Source organism: Micromonospora sp. LZ37 (assembly GCF_059359015.1).
Window position 1 is genome coordinate 1 of the sequence record NZ_JCADBL010000003.1, and the last position, 18,693, is coordinate 18,693.

General features: G+C 74.0%; 16 protein-coding genes. 7 read left to right on the plus strand and 9 right to left on the minus strand.

Going from position 1 to position 18,693, the window contains the following annotated elements; translation table 11 throughout:
- Positions 1-352: 352 nt before the first annotated feature.
- The gene (locus AC5L3Z_RS07680) at positions 353-766 is read left to right on the plus strand and encodes an RDD family protein (protein WP_494840659.1); all 414 of its coding nucleotides are present in this window, start codon (positions 353-355) and stop codon (positions 764-766) included.
- Between the two features lie 140 nt (positions 767-906).
- Here AC5L3Z_RS07680 and AC5L3Z_RS07685 read toward each other — a convergent pair whose 3' ends face one another.
- Positions 907-1,596 carry a DUF4191 domain-containing protein gene (locus AC5L3Z_RS07685; protein ID WP_494840660.1) on the minus strand — a complete coding sequence of 230 codons (690 nt, stop codon included), beginning with the start codon at positions 1,594-1,596 and terminating at the stop codon, positions 907-909.
- 170 nt (positions 1,597-1,766) lie between these two features.
- On the opposite strand from AC5L3Z_RS07685, the gene AC5L3Z_RS07690 reads away from it, so the two are divergent.
- Together AC5L3Z_RS07690 and AC5L3Z_RS07695 are read left to right on the plus strand one after the other, a co-directional pair.
- A complete protein-coding gene (locus AC5L3Z_RS07690; protein ID WP_494840662.1) occupies positions 1,767-1,973 on the plus strand; it encodes a hypothetical protein in 207 nt (68 codons plus the stop codon).
- Positions 1,974-2,146: 173 nt separating this feature from the next.
- Positions 2,147-5,035 carry an ATP-binding protein gene (locus AC5L3Z_RS07695; RefSeq protein ID WP_494840664.1) on the plus strand — a complete coding sequence of 963 codons (2,889 nt, stop codon included), beginning with the start codon at positions 2,147-2,149 and terminating at the stop codon, positions 5,033-5,035.
- A gap of 91 nt (positions 5,036-5,126) precedes the next feature.
- Here AC5L3Z_RS07695 and AC5L3Z_RS07700 read toward each other — a convergent pair whose 3' ends face one another.
- Both AC5L3Z_RS07700 and lipA read right to left on the minus strand, forming a co-directional pair.
- The gene (locus tag AC5L3Z_RS07700; RefSeq protein WP_494840666.1) at positions 5,127-6,779 is read right to left on the minus strand and encodes a hypothetical protein; all 1,653 of its coding nucleotides are present in this window, start codon (positions 6,777-6,779) and stop codon (positions 5,127-5,129) included.
- Positions 6,780-6,898: 119 nt separating this feature from the next.
- Positions 6,899-7,945 (minus strand): lipoyl synthase, encoded by a 1,047-nt coding sequence (gene lipA / locus AC5L3Z_RS07705; RefSeq protein WP_494840667.1) that lies wholly within the window; start codon positions 7,943-7,945, stop codon positions 6,899-6,901.
- 357 nt (positions 7,946-8,302) lie between these two features.
- On the opposite strand from lipA, the gene aspS reads away from it, so the two are divergent.
- Entirely contained in the window at positions 8,303-9,589 is a 1,287-nt protein-coding gene (aspS, locus tag AC5L3Z_RS07710; RefSeq protein WP_494840669.1) for an aspartate--tRNA(Asn) ligase, read from the plus strand.
- 48 nt (positions 9,590-9,637) lie between these two features.
- Here the strand turns inward: aspS and nadE are convergent, their stop codons facing one another.
- The 4 genes from nadE to AC5L3Z_RS07730 form a co-directional block, all read right to left on the minus strand.
- Entirely contained in the window at positions 9,638-10,474 is an 837-nt protein-coding gene (nadE, locus tag AC5L3Z_RS07715; RefSeq protein ID WP_494840671.1) for an NAD(+) synthase, read from the minus strand.
- A gap of 89 nt (positions 10,475-10,563) precedes the next feature.
- Entirely contained in the window at positions 10,564-10,956 is a 393-nt protein-coding gene (locus AC5L3Z_RS07720) for a VOC family protein (protein ID WP_494840673.1), read from the minus strand.
- 50 nt (positions 10,957-11,006) lie between these two features.
- Positions 11,007-11,648: a lipoyl(octanoyl) transferase LipB gene (gene lipB, locus AC5L3Z_RS07725; RefSeq protein WP_494840674.1), complete on the minus strand. Its 642-nt coding sequence runs from the start codon at positions 11,646-11,648 to the stop codon at positions 11,007-11,009.
- 89 nt (positions 11,649-11,737) lie between these two features.
- Positions 11,738-13,558: a DUF6311 domain-containing protein gene (locus AC5L3Z_RS07730; protein WP_494840675.1), complete on the minus strand. Its 1,821-nt coding sequence runs from the start codon at positions 13,556-13,558 to the stop codon at positions 11,738-11,740.
- A 221-nt stretch (positions 13,559-13,779) separates the two neighbouring features.
- On the opposite strand from AC5L3Z_RS07730, the gene AC5L3Z_RS07735 reads away from it, so the two are divergent.
- Positions 13,780-14,982 (plus strand): extracellular catalytic domain type 1 short-chain-length polyhydroxyalkanoate depolymerase, encoded by a 1,203-nt coding sequence (locus tag AC5L3Z_RS07735; RefSeq protein WP_494840676.1) that lies wholly within the window; start codon positions 13,780-13,782, stop codon positions 14,980-14,982.
- A gap of 102 nt (positions 14,983-15,084) precedes the next feature.
- On the opposite strand, the gene AC5L3Z_RS07740 is transcribed toward AC5L3Z_RS07735, so the two are convergent.
- The gene (locus AC5L3Z_RS07740) at positions 15,085-15,984 is read right to left on the minus strand and encodes a TIGR01777 family oxidoreductase (RefSeq protein WP_494840678.1); all 900 of its coding nucleotides are present in this window, start codon (positions 15,982-15,984) and stop codon (positions 15,085-15,087) included.
- 393 nt (positions 15,985-16,377) lie between these two features.
- Here AC5L3Z_RS07740 and AC5L3Z_RS07745 point away from each other — a divergent pair, with 393 nt between their 5' ends.
- Together AC5L3Z_RS07745 and AC5L3Z_RS07750 are read left to right on the plus strand one after the other, a co-directional pair.
- Positions 16,378-17,277, plus strand: coding sequence for a restriction endonuclease (locus tag AC5L3Z_RS07745; RefSeq protein ID WP_494840680.1), 900 nt, complete (start codon positions 16,378-16,380; stop codon positions 17,275-17,277).
- Positions 17,278-17,488: 211 nt separating this feature from the next.
- Positions 17,489-17,659, plus strand: coding sequence for a hypothetical protein (locus tag AC5L3Z_RS07750; protein ID WP_494840681.1), 171 nt, complete (start codon positions 17,489-17,491; stop codon positions 17,657-17,659).
- Between the two features lie 119 nt (positions 17,660-17,778).
- On the opposite strand, the gene AC5L3Z_RS07755 is transcribed toward AC5L3Z_RS07750, so the two are convergent.
- Positions 17,779-18,693, minus strand: a complete 915-nt coding sequence (locus AC5L3Z_RS07755; protein ID WP_494840683.1) for an LLM class flavin-dependent oxidoreductase — start codon at positions 18,691-18,693, stop codon at positions 17,779-17,781.

The following is an 18,693-nucleotide window of genomic DNA, read 5'->3' on the forward strand; positions in this document are numbered from 1 at the left end:
AGGTTGAAGTGCTGCATCACGCCGGGCAGGTCACAGAACCGTACGTCGACGAACCTCACGTCCTCGTTCTTGAGGTATCGCAGCAGTTCCTCGGGATTGGCAAACACACGTCCTCCTGGCACGTCCACTCCGGTGGCTGGGCTCTGGCGACGCTATGACCGCGGGGTTGCCCGGCCGTGTCTCCTATGTTTCTGCCGTGTTACGTCGCTCGCGGAGTGTCATCTGCGCCGCTCAGTCCCCTCCGGGTATCCGTTCGGACGATACCGGCCGGGGCGGAGTACCGCCAATTGATGCCATTGGCCCGATTCCCCGCACCGTGCCGATCCGGACGACGCCGATTCGCTGACTACCCTTGACCGCTGTGACCAACCCGTACGCCGCGGCACCGGTGCCGCCCGCCGCAGACCCCGCCTTCACCCCGCCGAGCCTCGGCCCCCGGTTCGGCGCCCTGGTGATCGACTGGGTGCTCTGCCTGCTGGCGTCCAACATCTTCGCCGACCCGTTCCGCGACGCCTGGGCCCCGGTGCTGGTGCTCGTCGTCGAGTACGGCCTCTTCCTCGGCCTCTTCGCCCAGACCCCCGGCATGTACGTGACCCGCGTCCGGTGCCTCTCCTGGGCCGACGGCGGCCGGATCGGGGTGCTCCGGGCGCTGCTGCGCGGCGTGCTGCTCGCCCTGGTGGTGCCCGCCCTGCTCATGGACGAGCACCGCCGCGGCCTGCACGACCGCCTCACCGGCTCGGTCGTCACCCCCGCCCCCCGAGCCTGATCCCGCGCCGCCCGACCCAAGGTCGCGCTCGAACCAGGAAACAGTGGCCCCCGAGCGGAAGGGTCACCACTGTTTCCCGGATCGAGCGCGATCTGGTGAGGTGCCGGACGGGCCCGGCTCTTCCGGGTACGACGAGGGGGTCAGCGGCCCCGGGACTGGCGGAACGCGCTGCGCGGCGGGCGCATGTTCTTCGGGACCGCGCCCTTGGGCATCTGCGGCCGGGCGGTGAGCGCCTTGAGCCGCTTGTCCAGCGCGTTGACGTCCTTGGGGCTGAGGTCGCGGGGCAGCCGCATCAGCGTCATCCGCAGCTTGCGGATCGGCAGCTCACCCTCACCCTGGCCGATCACGTAGTCGTGCAGCGGCGCGGAGCCGATCACCTTCGCCAGCCGGCGCTTCTCCTGACCCAGCAGGCCACGGACCCGCTGCGGGTTGCCCTCGGCGAGCAGGATCACGCCGGGCCGGCCGATGACCAGGTGCACCATGTCCATCTGCGTGGTGGAGCTGACCGCCGGGGTGACCCGCCAGTCGCCGCGCATGCTCTCCATGATCTGCGCCGCCGCGCCGGGCTGGCCCTCGGCGGCGTTCATCATCGCCTTGTTGGATCGCAGGTTCAGCACGATCAGCAGGGCGAGCAGGGTGAACAGGATGCCCAGCGGCAGCCAGAGCCAGCCCCAGAGGATCACCGCGACCACGGTGAGCGCGAGCGGGATCAGCACCGCGCCGGCGGCCAGTGGAGCGAACCACCTGTCCTGCTTGGCGGTGAACTTGAACACCATCCCGATCTGCTTCAGCCGCTGGCCGAACGAGACCTTCTCCTGGGGCTTTGCCATGCCGCAGAGTCTAGTGGTCGCCGCCCGTGAGGTTGATCCGCGTCCGGGGGTCCGCCGGCTGAGTACCTTACGGCGTGCCGACCCCCGCCGGGCGCCGGAGTAAGGACGGGGATCGGCCGAAGATCAGGCAGCGCACCCATGCCCCGGCGGCACCTTCGCGTGGAACGTCGATGTCAGCAGACGACGACCACCGCAAGGAGCCCGCGATGTTCGGCAACGACCCAGACTTCATCCTCACCATCCACCGTACGCACGCCGCCGAGCTGCGTGCCGACGCCGACGTGGACCGGCTCGCCCGGACGCTGCCGCGCCGCACCGTGCGCGGCTGGCTCAGTCGACGCGACCACGCGGGTCGCACCGGCGACGCCCGCCGGTGAGCCCTCCGCGCCCCCCGGCGGCGGTGCCGACCGATCCGCACCGCGCGCCACCGGCCCCGCCCGGTCACCCGGCCGGCGGGGCCGGTGCGGGGCGGTCGGCGAGGGGTGCCCCGCCCACGGACCGACCGATCGGCGGGAACGGCGCCGGCCCCGGCCATGGCATGCTCGGTGCCGTGACCGCACGCGCCGTCAGCACCGTCCTCGTCGGCCGCCGGCGCGAGCTGGTGGCTCTGCGCGACGCGCTCGCCCGGGCCCGTACCGGGGAACCCACCACCGTCCTGGTCGGCGGTGAGGCCGGCGTGGGCAAGACCCGGCTGCTGGAGGAGTTCGGCCGCTCGGCCACCGACGCCGGCGCCCGGCTGCTGGTCGGCCAGTGCCTGGAACTCGGCGAGGTCGGCCTTCCCTTCGCGCCGTTCGCCGCAGCGCTGCGTGCGGTGCTGCGGCGCGACGGCGCCGAGGTCTTCGCCGGGTACGAGGCCGAGTTCGCCCGCCTCCTGCCGGAGCTGGCCCGGGGCCCGCTCGGCGGCACCGCTCCCGCCGTCGCGCCCGGCTCGGACGCCCCGCGCGGCTACCTGTTCGACCTGGTGGCCGAGCTGTTCCACCGGCTCGCCGCCGTCCAGCCCCTGATACTGGTGATCGAGGACCTGCACTGGGCCGACCGCTCCACCCGTGACCTCATCGGCTTGCTGGTCCGGGGCGCCCGCACCGCCCGGCTGCTGCTGGTCTGCACCTACCGCACGGACGAGCTGCACCGGGGGCACCCGCTGCGTCCCTTCCTCGCCGAGCTGGACCGGGCCCGCGGCGTCGAGCGGGTCGAGCTGGGCCGCCTCGACCGGGACGGCACCGCCGCGATCCTGGCCGACCTGCTCGGTACGGAGCCGGCCGCCCGCGCGGTCGACGACATCCACGACCGCACCCAGGGCAACCCGTTCTTCGTCGAGGAACTGGCCGCGGCCGGCGACCCGATCGGCTGCGCCGCGCTGCCGGAGACGCTGCGCGACCTGCTGCTCGCCCGGGTGGAGCGGCTGCCCGAGGCGGCCCAGCGGGTGCTGCGCATCGCCGCCGCCGGCGGCACCCGGATCGCCCACCAGCTGCTCGCCGAGGTGGCCGGGTTGCCCGAGTTGGAGCTGGAGGACGCGCTGCGCGCCGCCGTCGCCGCCCAACTGGTGGTGGCCGACCCGGACGGCGACTACGAGTTCCGGCACGCGCTGGTCCGCGAGGCCGTCCACGACGAGCTGCTCCCCGGCGAGCACGCCCGGCTGCACGCCCGCTTCGCCGCGGCCGTCGAGGCGCAGCCCCACCTGGTCGCGGCCGGCCGCGCCCCGGCCGAGATCGCCCACCACTGGTACGCCGCGCACGACCATCCGCGGGCCCTGGTGACCGCCCGGACGGCCGCCTGCGCCGCCGCCGACCGGTACGCGTACGCGGAACAGAGCCGGTTGCTGGAACGGGTGCTGGAGCTGTGGGAGCTGGTGCCCGACGCCGCCGACCGGCTCGGCATGGACCACCTGGCGGTGCTGGAGGAGACGCTCGCCGCGGCCACCACCGCCGGTGACTACCACCGAGCGCTCACCCTGACCCGGGCCGCGCTGGCCGAGGTGGACGGCGACGCGGAGCCGCTGCGCGCGGCGCGCCTGCTGGAGCGGCGCGGCCGGATGCTGGCCATGCTCGGCAAGAGCGACGGCGCCGCCGAGCTGCGCGAGGCGTACCGGCTGGTGTCGGGGGTGCCGGACGGTCCGGAGCGGCTCCGGCTGCTCGTCGACGTCGCCGCGTACCTGGTCAGGATCGACCCCGGACAGGCCGCGTCGGTCATCGGCGAGGCGATGACGGCGGCGGAGGCGCTCGGCGAGGACGTCACCCTGCTGCCGACCCGGATCGCCTTGCTCTGTCGCACCAGTCGGGCACCCGATCTCGGCCTGGCCGAGATGCGCCGGGCGGAGGCCCTGGCCCGTGCCGCGGACAACGCGCCGGCACTGGTCAGCGCCCTGGTCCACAGCTCGGACGTGCTCTTCGAACTCGGCCGGTACGCCGAGTCGGCGGAGGCGGCCGCCGCAGGGGTGGTCGAGGCCCGTCGGGTCGGAATCAGCCGCTCCTCCGGCGCGTACCTGCTCTCCAACCAGGCCGAGGCGCTGGTCGCGCTGGGCCGTTGGGACGAGGCGGACGCGGCCTGCGCCGAAGCGGCCCGGATCGACCCGCCGGGCGTCTCCGGGCTGCACTGGCTCCAGCTGCGGGCCGGCCTGCGGTTGGCCCGGGGACATCCCGCTGCCGACGAACTGGTCGGTCGGGCGCTCGCGTTCCTGGCGCGGCCGTACCTGTGGCCGAATCACCGCCTGCCGCTGCTGGAGCTGCGGATCGAGGCGGCCCTGGCGGCGGGCGACCGGGGCGAGGCGGTGCGGGCCGGGTGGAGCGCCCTCGCCGACGACCGCCTGTCGCAGCTTCCCCGGGAGGGCTGGCCGGTACTCGGGGCCGTCGCTCGGGTGGCGGCGCTGACGGGAGACGCCGATCTGGCCGCCACCGTGGCCGCGCGAGCCGCCGACCTGCCCGCCCGCCATCCGGCGGAACGGGCGTACGCCGCCCAGGTCACCGCGACCCTGGCCGCTGACGGGCAGGCGGTGGCCGCCTGGCGGGCCGCCGTGGCCGCCTGGCGTGCGGCGGGACAGCCGTACCCGCTCGGCCGGTCGCTGCTGGCGCTGGCCGAGGCGGCGGCCGGCGCGGGGGAGCGGGACGAGGTCGGCGCGGCGGTGCGCGAGGCCAGCGTGATCGCCAGCCAGCTCGGCGCGGCACCCCTCGCCGAGCAGACCGCGACCCTGGCCCGACGGGTCGGCCTGCGCGGCGCGACCCGGGGCCGCCCCGGCGCGGACCTGCTCACCCTGCGCGAACAGGAGGTGCTGCGGCTGGTCGCCGAGGGGCACAGCAACAGCCGGATCGCCGCGGAGCTCTTCATCTCGCCGAAGACGGCCAGCGTGCACGTCTCCCGGATCATCGCCAAGCTCGACGTGAGCAACCGCGTCGAGGCCGCCGCCCTGGCCCACCGCCTCAACCTGCTCGCCGACCCCCGCTGACCCCCTCCTTCCCGTCCCACTGTCGCGGGAAGGGTGACTGCCCCGCCCGAATGTCCATGTCCGTGACAGCGCGCGGGAGGTGGAGGGTGGGTCAGCGGTGCGGGAGGTAGATGCGCCAGCCGTCGATGGTGACCAGGTCGAGGGTGGGCGGTTCGGCGCGCAGGCGTTCGTCGAGGCGGGCGGCGAGCGGCGAGCCGGCGGGGGCGACCCAGGCCGCTGAGGTCGACGCCGCCACCGCCTGGCGGTACGGCCGGTAGCGGTCGTGCCCGGGGTTCAGGTCGTCGTCGATCACGGCGCAGAGCACGTCCTCGCCGCTGGCGAAGGTGAGCCGGTTGCAGGTCCAGTAGCCGCCGTACACGTGCCGGACGCCCCGCTCCCGCAGCGTGGCCACCAGTTCGGCGTGGCGGGCCTCGGCGGCGCGGGCGGCCGGCGCGGCACCGACCGCCCCGGCGGTGGCGACGACGGCGGTGCCGAGTGTCGCCGTCAGCACCCCGGCCGCCGCGAACCGCAGCGCGGGATCCCCTCGGGCGGGGTCGGGCCCGCAGGCCCGCCGCCGGGCGGCGGCCCACAGCGGCCACAGCAGCGCCGGTACGGAGATGAGCAGGCAGGACAGGTAGCGACTGCTTTCGATCGGCGTCCGCCCGGCCGCGCTGCTGACCGCGTAGACGGCGAGCGTCGCGGCGGCGGCGACGACCAGGGCGAGCGTCACCGCCGCAGCGATCCGCGTCCCGCCCGGCCCGACGGTGGCGGTGGGGCTGGGCCGGACGGGGGCCGGCACGCGGCCCGGCGGGCCGGCCGGGGAGACGGCGCGCAGGGTGCGCCCGGCGGCGACACCGGCGGCGGACAGGAGCACCGGCACGGCGACCGCCCACCACAGCTGCCAGGGCGCGCAGTGGCTCGGGAAGCAGAAGCCCATGCCCAGCGGCGGCCCGAGCACCAGCCCTCCGTACAGCCGTTCGGGCCATCCGGCGGTCTGGCCGGCGCCGCTCGCGGCCAGCACGGCGGCGAGCGGGCTGCGACCTGCCACCAGGCTGTGCGCCAGCAGCGGCCCGGCACCGACCAGCGCCCCGAGACCGAGCAGCGCGCCGGCCCGGCCGGCCAGTTCCCGCCGGCGGAACGCCACCAGGACCGCCCCGGTGGCGGCCACGTACGGCAGCACCAGCGGGTCCACCCAGACCATCAGGCCGGCGAGGAACCCCCAGGCGGCCCAGCGCGGCAGCCGGCGACCCGGCCGACCGGCCGACAGGTCGTACGCCAGCAGGGCGAGCGCCACCCCGACCGGGTTCATCTCCGGGTAGCCGCCGCCCGCGATCAGCTGGTTCTTGACGATCCGGTCCGAGCCGAGCGCGAGCAGCACCACGACCAGCAGGGCGAACCAGCGGTCCCCGGTCAGTCGCAGCGCCAGCCGCCAGGCGAGCAGCACGAAGAGGGCGTACAGCGCGAGGGCGGGCAGGCGCAGGCCGAGCGTCGACGGGCCGGCCAGCGCGAACACCGGCGCGGCCAGCCACGCCTCCAGCGTCCCCATGTACGCCTGGCCGTAGAAGAAGACCGGGAAGTCCTCACCCAGGGCGATGCGCACCGCGGCCAGACCCATGGTGGCCTCGTCGCTGTTCGTCGGCGGCGAGTGGTGCAGCAGCAGGCCGAGGCGGTAGCCGATCCCGGCCGCGACGGCGAGCAGGGTGAGCAGCCCGGGCAGCCGGGACCACCGGGCGGGGGCAGGCGCCTGCGGCGCGTACGCCGACACCTGTGCATAACGGACGAACCGTAGCTGATGTCACGTAACGCCGCAGACGTGTGCGCGGGCCGTGATGGCCTGTCGCGGAAGCGGGCTCACCGCCGGCCAGAGGCGGCGCCGGCCGGGGGTCAGCCGGCGGCGGGAGAGCTCTCGCGGGCGTCGAGGGCCTGCTGGTAGAGCCGGCCGGCCCGGTACGACGAGCGCACCAGCGGTCCGCTCATCACGCCCGCGAAGCCGATCTCCTCGGCCTCCTCGCGCAGCTCGACGAACTCCTCCGGCTTGACCCAGCGGGTCACCGGGTGGTGCCGGGGGGACGGGCGGAGGTACTGGGTGATGGTGATCAGCTCGCAGCCGGCGTCGTGCAGGTCGCGCAGCGCCTGGGACACCTCGGTCCGCTCCTCGCCCATGCCCAGGATCAGGTTGCTCTTGGTGACCAGGCCGGCGGCGCGGGCCTGCCGGATCACGTCCAGCGAGCGCTCGTAGCGGAACGCCGGGCGGATCCGCTTGAAGATCCGCGGCACCGTCTCGACGTTGTGCGCCAGCACCTCCGGGCGGGCGCCGAAGACCTCGGCGAGCTGCTCGGGGACGGCGTTGAAGTCGGGGATCAGCAGCTCGACGCCGCAGCCGGACCGCAGGGCGTGGATCTGCCGGACCGTCTCGGCGTAGAGCCAGGCGCCGCCGTCGGGCAGGTCGTCCCGGGCGACACCGGTGATGGTGGCGTAGCGCAGGCCCATCGCGGCCACCGACTCGGCCACCCGGCGCGGCTCGTCGGCGTCGAACTCGGCCGGCTTGCCGGTGTCGATCTGGCAGAAGTCGCACCGCCGGGTGCACTGGTCGCCACCGATGAGGAAGGTCGCCTCGCGGTCCTCCCAGCACTCGTAGATGTTGGGGCAGCCGGCCTCCTGGCAGACGGTGTGCAGCCCCTCGCGCGAAACGAGCCCGCGCAGCTGGGTGTACTCCGGGCCCATCTTGGCCTTGACCTTGATCCACGGCGGCTTGCGCTCGATCGGCGTCTCGGCGTTGCGCGCCTCGATCCGCAGCATGCGTCGCCCCTCGGGGGCGACCGTCGCGGAACGCGCAGCCTGCGGGGTCGTCGTCGCGGAGTGCTCGATCGTCACAAAACCGAGCCTACGCCCGACGGCGGCCGTCGATGAACGTCGGGCGACGGGCGTCACGTCGCAGATGTTGTGACACCGGACACCGGGGACGTCCGAAATGGCGTCACAGCGCTCCGGTGGGGGTGCTAGCGTGCCCGGCAGAGCTGTGACGGAGCCGAGTAGCGCGTCGATCAGCCAGTGCAGAGAGCCGCCGGTTGCTGGAAGGCGGTCTGGCGCCGGCGCGTGAAGACCCTCCCGAGCTGCGGGAAGAACGGCGCCTGCGGGCGCCCGGTAGAACCCGCCGACTGGCCCACGTCACGGGCGACGAACGAGGCTCCCGCTCCGGCGGGGGCGAAGGTGTGGTGGCACCGCGAGGTTCCCGCTCGCCCACACCTCCCGGGGATCGCGTTGCGATTGACCAAGGAGGTAACCGCCGTGCAACGCATCCTGTCCTCCCAGCTCACCGCCCATGTCGGCGAGACCGTACGGCTCGCCGGCTGGGTGCACCGCCGCCGGCTGCTCAAGTCGGTGGCCTTCCTGATCGTGCGGGACGCCGCCGGCCTGGCCCAGGTCGTGCTCACCGACCCGGCCGCCCGGGCCGCCCTCGGGGAGCTTCCCGAGGAGAGCGTCGTCGAGGTTGTCGGCACGGTGGTCGCGAACGGCACCGCGCCCGCCGGGGTCGAGCTGACCGACCCGACGGTACGACCGCTCGGCCCGCCCGCCGTGCCGCCGCCGTTCGACCTGTACCGGCCGGCGCTCACCGCCACGCTGCCGACCCAGTTGGACCACGCCCCGACGGCGCTGCGGCACCCGACCCGTTCGGCGGCGCTGCGGATCTCGGCGGCGGCGGTGGCCGGATTCCGGGCCGCCCTCGACGCCCGCGACTTCGTGGAGATCCACACGCCGAAGGTGGTCGCCTCGTCCACCGAGAGCGGGGCGAACGTCTTCGCGCTGGACTGGTTCGGCCGGCCCGCGTACCTGGCCCAGTCGCCGCAGTTCTACAAGCAGCTGATGGTGGGCGTCTTCGAGCGGGTCTACGAGGTCGGACCGGTGTTCCGCGCCGAGCCGCACGACACCGTGCGACACCTGGCCCAGTACACCTCGCTCGACGTCGAGCTGGGCTTCGTCGCCGACCACCGGGACGTGATGGCGGTGCTGCGCGACACCCTGGCCGGGATGCTCACCCACGTGGCGGAACGCGCCGGTGGCGCGGTGGCCACCCTGGGCCTCGACCTGCCGGCCGTGCCGGCCGAGATCCCCGCGGTGCACTTCACCGAGGCGCTGAAGATCGCCGGCGCGCCGGCCGACGAGCCGGACCTCGCCCCCGCCCACGAGCGGGCGCTGGGGGAGTGGGCCCGCGCCGAACACGGGTCGGACTTCCTCTTCGTCACCGGCTACCCGATGGCGAAGCGGCCCTTCTACACCCATCCGGACCCGCGGCGGCCGGCGTACTCGAACGGTTTCGACCTGCTCTTCCGCGGCCTGGAACTGGTCACCGGCGGGCAGCGGCTGCACCGGTACGACGACTACCTGGCGGCGCTGGCCGCGCGCGGCGAGCCGGTCGAGCCGTACGCGGGCTACGTCCAGGCGTTCCGGCACGGCATGCCGCCGCACGGCGGTTTCGCCATCGGGCTGGAACGCTTCGTCGCCCGGCTGGTCGGTGCGGCCAACGTCCGGGAGGTCACCGCCTTCCCCCGTGACCTGCACCGGCTCACCCCGTAGCGAGCGGGGCCCCTCGTCGGCGCACGGCTGTCGACGAGGGGCCCGGGCTCACCGCTGGACCGGAGGCCCGATCGGCAGGTTCCGCTTGTGGGCGGTGGCCCGGTAGCGGGCCACCAGTGCCGCCTCCACCTCCGCCGGGACCGGTCGGCCCTCCAGGTAGTCGTCGATCTGGTCGTACGCCAGGCCGAGCGCGTCCTCGTCGAGCTTGCCCGGGGCGAGGCTCTCCAGGTCGGCGGTGGGCGCCTTGCCCACCAGGTCGGCGGGGGCGCCGAGCGCGGCGGCGATCGCCCGCACCCGGCGCTTGGTGAGCCCGGTCAGCGGGACGACGTCGGCCGCGCCGTCGCCGTGCTTGGTGAAGAAGCCGGTGACCGCCTCGGCGGCGTGGTCGGTGCCGACGACGAGCCCGCCCGTCGCGCCCGCGACCGCGTACTGGGCGATCATCCGCTGGCGGGCCTTGACGTTGCCGTGGACGAAGTCCCGCTGCCCGGCGTCGGCGAAGGTCAGCCCGGCTGTCTCCAGCGCCTCCAGGGCGGCGTCGGCGGCCGGCTTGATGTCGACCGTGAGCACCCGGTCGGGGCGGATGAAGGCCAGCGCCGCCTGGGCGTGCTCCTCGTCGGCCTGCACCCCGTAGGGCAGCCGCATGGCCAGGAAGACCGCCTCGTGGCCGGCGGTGCGGGCCCGCTCGACGGCGAGCTGGCAGAGCCGACCGGCGGTAGTGGAGTCGACCCCGCCGCTGATGCCGAGGACCAGCGTCCGCAGGCCGGTGTCGACCAGCCGGTCGGCGAGGAAGACCACCCGTCGTTCGATCTCGGTCTCCGCGTCGAAGCCCGCCGGCACCTGGAGCTCCTCGGCGATCTGTTGCTGCGTCGACATCACGTCGGTCATCGGGGGGATCCTTCCGTCGGTTGCCCGTCTCGACAGGAGTCAACCTGCCCCCGGGCGCGGGCGGTCAATCAGGTGGGCCGGCGGGCCGCTCAGGCGGGGCCGAGCAGGTCCCAGGAGTTGCCGGCGACGTCGCGGAAGACGGCGACCCGGCCGTACGGCTCGGTACGCGGCGGCTTCACGAACTCGACGTTCGCCTCGACCATCCGACGGTAGGTGGCGTCGAAGTCGTCGACCTGGAGGAAGAAGCCGACCCGGCCGTGGGTCTGGTCGCCCACCGCGGCCTCCTGCCGCTCGCCGTCGGCGCGGGCCAGCAGCAGCCCGGTCCCGCCGCCGGGCGGGCGGACCACCACCCAGCGCTTCGGCCGCCCGTCGTTGGTGAGCGACGGGGAGTCCTCGGTCAGTTCGAAGCCGAGCACCTCGGTGAAGAAGGCGATGGCCGGGTCGTACTCGGCGACGACGAGGGTGACGAGATCGATCTGCACCGGACCGAGGGTAGGCCGTCCTCCGCCCACCCCGGCGCGCGGCCGGGTCCTCAGACGGTGAGGAGGGTGGACAGCCGCCGCTCCACCGCCGGGAGCACGTCGGCGACGGTCACCGGACGGCCCAGCTCGGCGGTGAGCGAGGTGACCCCGACGTCCCGGAGGCCGCAGGGCACGATCCGGTCGTAGTACGACAGGTCGCAGTCGCAGTTGATGGCGAAGCCGTGCAGGGTCACCCCGCGGGCCACCCGGATGCCGATGGCGGCCACCTTGCGGGCCGGGCCCCGGTCGTCCTGCGGCACCCACACCCCGCTGCGCCCCTCGACCCGGCCGGCGGCCAGCCCGAACTCGGCGCAGACGTCGATCAGCAGCTGCTCGGTGCGCCGTACGTAGGCGACGACGTCGACCGGGTCGGGCAGCCGGAGGATCGGGTAGCCGACGAGCTGCCCCGGGCCGTGCCAGGTGATCTTGCCGCCGCGGTCGACGTCGACCACGGGAGTGCCGTCCATCGGCCGGTCCGACGGTTCGGTGCGCTTGCCGGCGGTGTAGACGCTCGGGTGCTCCAACAGCAGCACGGTGTCCCCCCGCTCGCCGGCCACCACCGACTCGTGCAGCCGGCGCTGCTCGTCCCAGGCGGCCTGGTAGTCGAGCAGGCCGGCGCGGACGGCCGTCACCCCGGAAGTCGTCGTAGTCACCCCGCCAGCCTAGCGCCGTCGGTGGTCGTCACCCGGGGTGAGCCTCGTCGCCGTCGCCGCCCACCAGCAGGGCGGTGACCAGCAGCGGGTCAGGCCGGCGGCACCTTCCACAGCCAGACGTCGTCGACCCGCTGCGGCTGGCCGAGCAGGGCGGTGGCGGTGCGGCGCAGGGCGTTCTCGTCGAGGTCGTACTTGGCGCCGTGCACCCGGTCGGGCAGCACGACCGCCTCGACGCCCCAGTACCGCAGGTCGGCCAGGGAGAGCCGGACGCTGCCCTCGGTGATGATCGGCACCAGACCGGTCCGTCCGGCCTGGTCCATCAGGGTGTCGAAGGTGCGCGGCGGCGGACCGATCCGGCCCCGCCCGTCGGGGCCGCCCGGGCCGAGGAAGAAACCGGCCGGGATGCGGAACTCGCCCTGCCGGTGGGCGAGGGCGTACGCCTGCCAGCGCTGCCCGTCCGGGGTGACGTCCAGGGTCAGCGGCAGCGGGGTGAGCACCCCGTCGGGCGAGACGTGCTCGCGCCACGTGCCGGCGGTGATGAACTCCGGGATCGGCTCGCGCGTGCTGGTCAGCAGCGGGACGGGCAGCAGCGGCAGCAGCGCCGCCGCGAAGCCCAGCACCCAGGCCGCCCGGGCGGCGCGCCGGCGCGGCGGCGCGGCCCGCAACCGGTCAATCGCGTACGCCAGCAGCACGCCGATCATCGGGGCGACCACCAGCGCCAACCGGGACGGCAGCGCGGCGTTGACCACCGGCAGGTCGTCGAGCAACCCGAAGGGCAGCAGTTGCCCGGTGTGCTGCCCGTTCCACTTCGCCTGCGACCCCCAGGAGAGCACCGCGAAGACCATGGCGGTGCCGCCCAGCGCAGCGAGGGTGGCCCGGCGGCCCGGGTCGGCCCGCCGCCACAGCGCCACGAAGCAGGCGACGGCGAGGAGCAGCAGCGGCAGCCCGAAGAACGAGTTCTCCTCGGTCGGGTTGGGCGCCAGCGAGGTGCGCAACCCCGCCTCGCCGGCCAGCGAGCGCTGCGGATAGGCCCCGAACGCGGCGATGTCCTCGGCGTGGATGACCGGATCGAACCCGGTGCCGTGGAAGCGCTGCGGCCCGGCGAAGTGCAGCCAGAGCGGGTACGCCAGCAGCGCCCCGGCCACCAGGGCGGCCACCCCGAGCCCGCGCAGGAAGGTGGGCAGCGCCGCCCGGGCCTCGGCCCGCCGGGCCGGGTGCAGCGACCAGATGGTGAGGAACACGCCCAGCGCCAGCGCGGTGAAGAAGAGCCCCTCGGCGGCGATGGAGAACGCGACCGCCACCAGCGCACCGAGGACGATCCCGCCGCGCAGCCAGCGCCCGGGACGGCGCAGTACGAACACCGCGTGGACCAGCAGCGGCACCAGCCAGCCGGCGGTCCAGTTGAGGTGCGCGTTGGCGTGCGACACCATGCCGGGGGAGTAGGCGATGACCAGCGCGCCGAGCCCGGCGGCGAACCGGCTGCGCACCAGGTGCCGGGAGAGCAGCCAGTACCAGGCGAGCGCGGTCGCGGCGAGGTTGAGGGTGAGGATCACCAGGAACGTCGCCGGCGGTCCGATCAGGTACGTCAGCGGGGCGAAGACCACCGCGTACACGGTGACCGAGGTGTTGACCGCGAGGTTGACCCCGTCGGGGACGTTGATCAGGGTGGTGAAGAGCGGGTTCTCCCCGTGGGTGACGGCGTGCCCGCCGAAGGCGAGCAGCCACTCGAAGAGCGCCTGGTCGCTGGAGTTGACGGTGATCGCCCGGCCGTTCGGGTCGGACCAGAGGCCGCTGGTGACCCAGCCGGCCAGCAGCACGGCGACGAGCGCCACGACCAGGTCGGCCCGACGATTCCGGGCGGCGGGCGCGGCGACGGGCTGGTCGGCGTCCACGGTGGGGGAGGTCGGCACGGAGCGGACGTTACCAACCGGATCCGCCCCCACCGCCCGGACACGGGGCAAGGAGGACGTCTCCGGTGCCGGAGGGAGTCCCGGCGATCCGCGCACCCGCCGTGCACACATCGGTCGGGGCGAATGTGTGAGCGGTGGCCATGTCGCAGGTCGGAAACATGGACGTAACGTCGCGGCAACTTCGGAGTGACCCGGTTCACACACCGCCACAGGAGGTCGCCGTGCGCCGACCCGCATCCATCCTCGCCCGTCTCGCCGGCGCGGTCGCCGGGGTCGCGCTCGCCGCGACCGCCCTGGTCGCCGTCGCCGCACCCGCCCAGGCCGCCACCCTGACCCAGGTCACCGGCTTCGGCTCCAACCCCGGCAACCTCGCCATGTACGCCTACCGTCCGGATGGCCTGCCGGCCAACGCGCCGGCCGTCGTGCTGCTGCACGGCTGCACCCAGAACGCCGCCGGCTACTTCGCCAACTCCGGCTGGCGCAAGTACGCCGACCAGTGGAAGTTCGCCCTGATCGTGCCCCAGCAGTCCACCTCCAACAACGCCAACTCCTGCTTCAACTGGTTCGAGACCGGCGACACCGCGCGCGGCCAGGGCGAGGCGCTGTCGATCAAGCAGATGGTCGACCACGCCAAGGCCAACTTCGCGGTGGACGGCAGCCGGGTCCACGTCAGTGGGCTCTCCGCCGGCGGGGCGATGAGCGCGGTCATGCTCGCCACCTACCCGGACGTCTTCGCCGCCGGATCGGTGGTCGCCGGCCTGCCGTACCGCTGCGCCACCAGCACCGTCAACGCGTTCTCCTGCATGAACCCCGGGGTGGACAGGACCCCGACCGCCTGGGGTGACCTGGTCCGGGGCGCGTACTCCGGCTACACCGGCCGCCGGCCCCGGGTGGCCGTCTGGCACGGCACCTCCGACACCACGGTCGCCCCGCTGAACGCCACCGAGTCCCGCGACCAGTGGACCAACGTGCTCGGCGTCGGGCAGACCCCGACCAGCACGGCGTCGCTGCCCGCCGGCACCAGCCTGGAGGTGTACGGCAACGACGCGGTCCGGCTCTACCGGGTCTCCGGGATGGGGCACGGCACGCCGGTCGACCCCGGCACCGGCGCCGACCAGTGCGGCACCGCGACCTCGTACTTCTTGGACACCATCTGCTCGGCCTACCGGGACGCGCTCTTCTTCGGCCTGAACGGCGGCGTCACGCCGACCCCCACGGCGACCTCGTCCCCCACGCCGAGCCCGACCGCCGCGCCGGTCTGCGTCACCGCCAACAACTACGCCCACGTCACGGCCGGCCGCGCCTACGCCTCCGGCGGCTACGCCTACGCCCTCGGCAGCAACCAGCGCATGGGTCTCTACAACACCTACGCCACCACCACCCTGAAGCAGACCGCCCCCGCCTACTGGGTCATCGGCTGCTGACCCCGCTGACCCCCGCTGATCATGAAGTTGACGGCGATGTCGATCTCCATCACTGCCGTCAACTTCATGACCAACGGCCCGGGGGTGGGGGTGGGGGTCGTATCAGTCGGTGAGGGCGGCGTGCAGGGCGCTGGTCAGGTCGGGGTGGTGGTAGTGGAAGTCAGTCCTGGTCAGCACTCCGGGCAGGACCCGGGTGCTGGTGAGGGCCTCCTGGGCGAAGCCGCCGAGGGCCACCTTGAGGGCCACCGCGGGGATCGGCATGATCGCGGGGCGGCGCAGCTGGCGGGCCAGCTCCCGGGTGAACTCGGCGTTGGTGACCGGGTTCGGGCCGACCCCGTTGACCGGGCCGGCGATGTCGCCCCGGTCGAGCAGGAACACCGTCGCGTCCAGCCAGTCCCGCATGGAGATCCAGGGCAGCCACTGCCGGCCGCTGCCCAGCTTCCCGGCGATGCCCAGCTTGAACGGGAGCAGCTGCGGCTTGAGCAGGCCACCGTCGCGGTGCAGCGGCAGCCCGGTGCGCAGCCGCACCACCCGTACGCCGGCGTCCTCGGCCGGCCGGGTCGCCGCCTCCCAGACCCGGCAGACGTCGGCGAGGAAGCCCTCACCCGCCGGAGCGCCCTCCTCCACCACCCGGTCGCCGGTGTTGCCGTACCAGCCGACGGCGGAGGAGTTGAGCAGCACCGCGGGCCGGTCCGCGGCCGGCAGGCCGGCGATGGTGATGGCCAGGGTGCTGGTGGTGTCCACCCGGCTGGTCCGGATCAGCTGCCGGTACTCGTCGGTCCAGCGCTTGTCGCCGACCCCGGCGCCGGCCAGGTTCACCACCGCGTCGGTCCCGGCCACCACGGCCGGGTCGAGCTGCGCGGCGGACGGGTCCCACCGGTGCTCGTCGGAGGTGCGCGGCGCCCGCCGGACCAGCCGGGCGACCTGGTGTCCGTCGGCGGTGAGGCGGTCGACCAGCCGGGTGCCGAGGAAGCCGGACGCGCCGGCCATGAGGATCCGCATGCTCATATCTTCGGGTACGGGACACCGAACGGATGCGTTCACCCGCTTCCCCGTTCTCCTCGCCGTCGGGCGGACCGGTGGGGCGGCCCGCGACCCGACGCGCCCCACCGGCCTCGTTTCCGAGCCTCGCCCCCGGCTCAGCCGACCGGCGCCCCGCGCAGGTCGGCGAGGAGGTGCTCCACCTGCGCGAACGCCTCGGCCGGCAGCGGGCCCCGGGCGCGCGGCGGTGGGGCGTGCGGAGTTGAGGATCGAGATGATCCGGTCCACGCCGTCCCAGGAGAAGAGGGCGTCCGCCTCTGTGGAAGCCCTCTACGGGGCGCGGAGGTCGAGGGGCTACGGGCGGCACCCATCGCCTGCTACGGTGCCGCGACCGGCACTGGGGGAGGGACGACCATGGAGGTCCGACCGGAGGGTTCGCCTCCTCCCCGGGAGGTCGGCGACTGGCAGGCCGCCGAGGCCAACGCCGTGGAGTGGATGAGATGGCTGGGCCACCGGGACGCCCAACCGACGAAGCCGGGTGCCGACGGCGGCGTCGATGTGATGGCCCAGGGTGCCTTCGCCCAGGTCAAGTGGTACGGGAGGCCCGTGGGTGTAGGGCCTCTGCGGCAGCTCTTCGGAGCGAGGGCCAACCGACCGGGGAGGCTCTACTTCTTCGTCAACGCTGGCTACAGCAAGCCGGCACTGACCTTCGCTGAGTCGGTCGACATGGCTGCCTTCGTCTACTCGTCCGCCACCGGCCTGATCCGCCCCGTCAGCCCGATCGCACGCTCAACTTTCCGGGCGGCCGTCGCCCGACAGAGTGCCCGTAAGCCCGGAAGCCGTGCAGATGCCGGAGCGGCACCAGGGAAGCCTGCACCGGATCCTCGCCACCGCGACAGCTCCACACCGTCGACGCCTTTGCGCACGACCGTCGAGTACCTGCCGGCAGAAGACGGGCCCGGTCTCAGCAAGTCTCAGGTGAGCGACGTGCTCAGGAGTCTCCGGCAGAAGAGGGATGCACGGGTCGGAGCGCCGCGGGTGTCGCCGGACCGCCCCGATGATGATCAGCTCGCCGGGCCAGGGGAAAACCTCCCCTCGGCCGGTTCAGCGGCCCCACCGCAGCCGTCGGCAACTGGCTGCCTTTCCGTCGGCGGATTGGTGGCAGCGGGTATGGCTCTCTGCTGCAACGGCACAGTTCATGACGGGGATTGGCCCGCCTGGTTGGCGGTGTCGGGTGCTGCAGCCTTACTCCTCGGGATCGCCGGTACCATCGCCGCAGTCCGGCAGAACGCCCAGTCGGATGACGAGGCATGAGGCCGCCTGTCGCAGACCTCAGAGTGACTACGACGCCTTCAGGTCCGCCGGCATCGGCAGCTCGCCGAGCACCTTCGCCGGCGCGTTGACCGGCGGGTTGACCAAGGGTCGCACCCGTAACCTCGTGCTTCAGACCCAGGGACTGTTGAGGATGTTCACGGCCTCGGTGTCGCCGAGCGGCCGAAGGGCTGACGACGCCGTCCGTGGGCGGGTGACGGCGGAGCGGCTCGTCCTGCTCGACGAGGTCACATGGGGCTACCTCGACCGACCGGTGCTGGTCTGGCAAGATCGAACCCACTGGATCGACCGGGACACCGCCGAGCTCTGCGTCGGCCGCGGCGTCGGTCGGATCAGCTGTGTCCCCGGCTGGGTCTGCCGCTGACGCCGGACGCGGCCGACGTGAATCGTTTACGTCATCAGCTCTAAAGCGTCTCGATGAGAGGCTCGGCTCCCGAACGAGCACCGGCTCGCCGCTGACAACCCGCCGTCAAACGCCAGCGCTCAGGACAGTCGGGCCAGCACCGGGGCGAGCGGTTCGAGGGCGTCCCGGCGTACCACGAAGCGGGTGACGCCCCAGCGGCGCTCGTGCCCGGCGACCGCCGCGACGATCTCGTCGACGGTGCCGACCAGCACGAACGGCGTGGCGAGCAGCTCGGCGACGGTGAGGCCGACGTCGCGGGCGTGCTCCGCCGCGGCGGCCTCCGCGTCGTCGGTGACCACCACCCGCTGCACCAGCGCCTCCAGCGCGGGCGGGTCGTTCCGTCCCGCCGCGCCCGCGGCGACGCAGGCGAGCTGCGCCTCGATCTGGTCGGCCCGCCACCGCGCGTCGTGGCGGTGGCCGTCGGCGAGGGTACGCCCGAAGCCGGTCAGCCCGACCACGTCGGCGTGCGCGCCGGCCCAGCGCAGCAGCGTCGAGTTGGCGGTGCCCATGGTCAGCGGGATGCGCTCCCGCACCGGGCGCGGCGCGGTCAGCCGGGCCGCCCGGACGGTCAGCTCGGGGGAGTCCACGGTGACCTCCTCGCCGTCGAGCAGGGCCCGGACCGCCTCGGCGACCGCCACACAGCGGCGTACCCGACCGGCCACGTCCGGGCGTTCGCGGCCGACGGCGCGCCACTCGGCCGGGGTGTGGCCGGCGCCGACGCCCAGCCGGGCCCGCCCGCCGGAGACCAGGTCCAGGGTGGCGACGTCGACGGCGAGCAGGAGCGGTTCCCGGACGCCGAGGTTCGACACGTACGACCCGAGCTCGATCGTCGAGGTCACCGACGCGGCGGCGGCCAGCGCGACGAACGGGGAGGTCCGGTGGCCGGGGTGGTCGGCGGCGAGCAGCGCGGCGTAGCCGGCCGACTCGGCCCGGCGGGCCAGGTCGAGCCAGCTCGCCGCGTCGCTGGGGGTGGCCTGGAGCGAGAAGACGGTCAC

What these genes read in the sequence shown, in the direction of transcription:
- AC5L3Z_RS07690 (WP_494840662.1), top strand. Translation starts at nt 1,767, where the DNA reads ATGTCAGCAGACGACGACCACCGCAAGGAGCCCGCGATGTTCGGCAAC.
- AC5L3Z_RS07685 (WP_494840660.1), bottom strand. Translation starts at nt 1,596, where the DNA reads ATGGCAAAGCCCCAGGAGAAGGTCTCGTTCGGCCAGCGGCTGAAGCAG.
- AC5L3Z_RS07745 (WP_494840680.1), top strand. Translation starts at nt 16,378, where the DNA reads ATGGAGGTCCGACCGGAGGGTTCGCCTCCTCCCCGGGAGGTCGGCGAC.
- AC5L3Z_RS07740 (WP_494840678.1), bottom strand. Translation starts at nt 15,984, where the DNA reads ATGCGGATCCTCATGGCCGGCGCGTCCGGCTTCCTCGGCACCCGGCTG.
- nadE (WP_494840671.1), bottom strand. Translation starts at nt 10,474, where the DNA reads ATGACCGACGTGATGTCGACGCAGCAACAGATCGCCGAGGAGCTCCAG.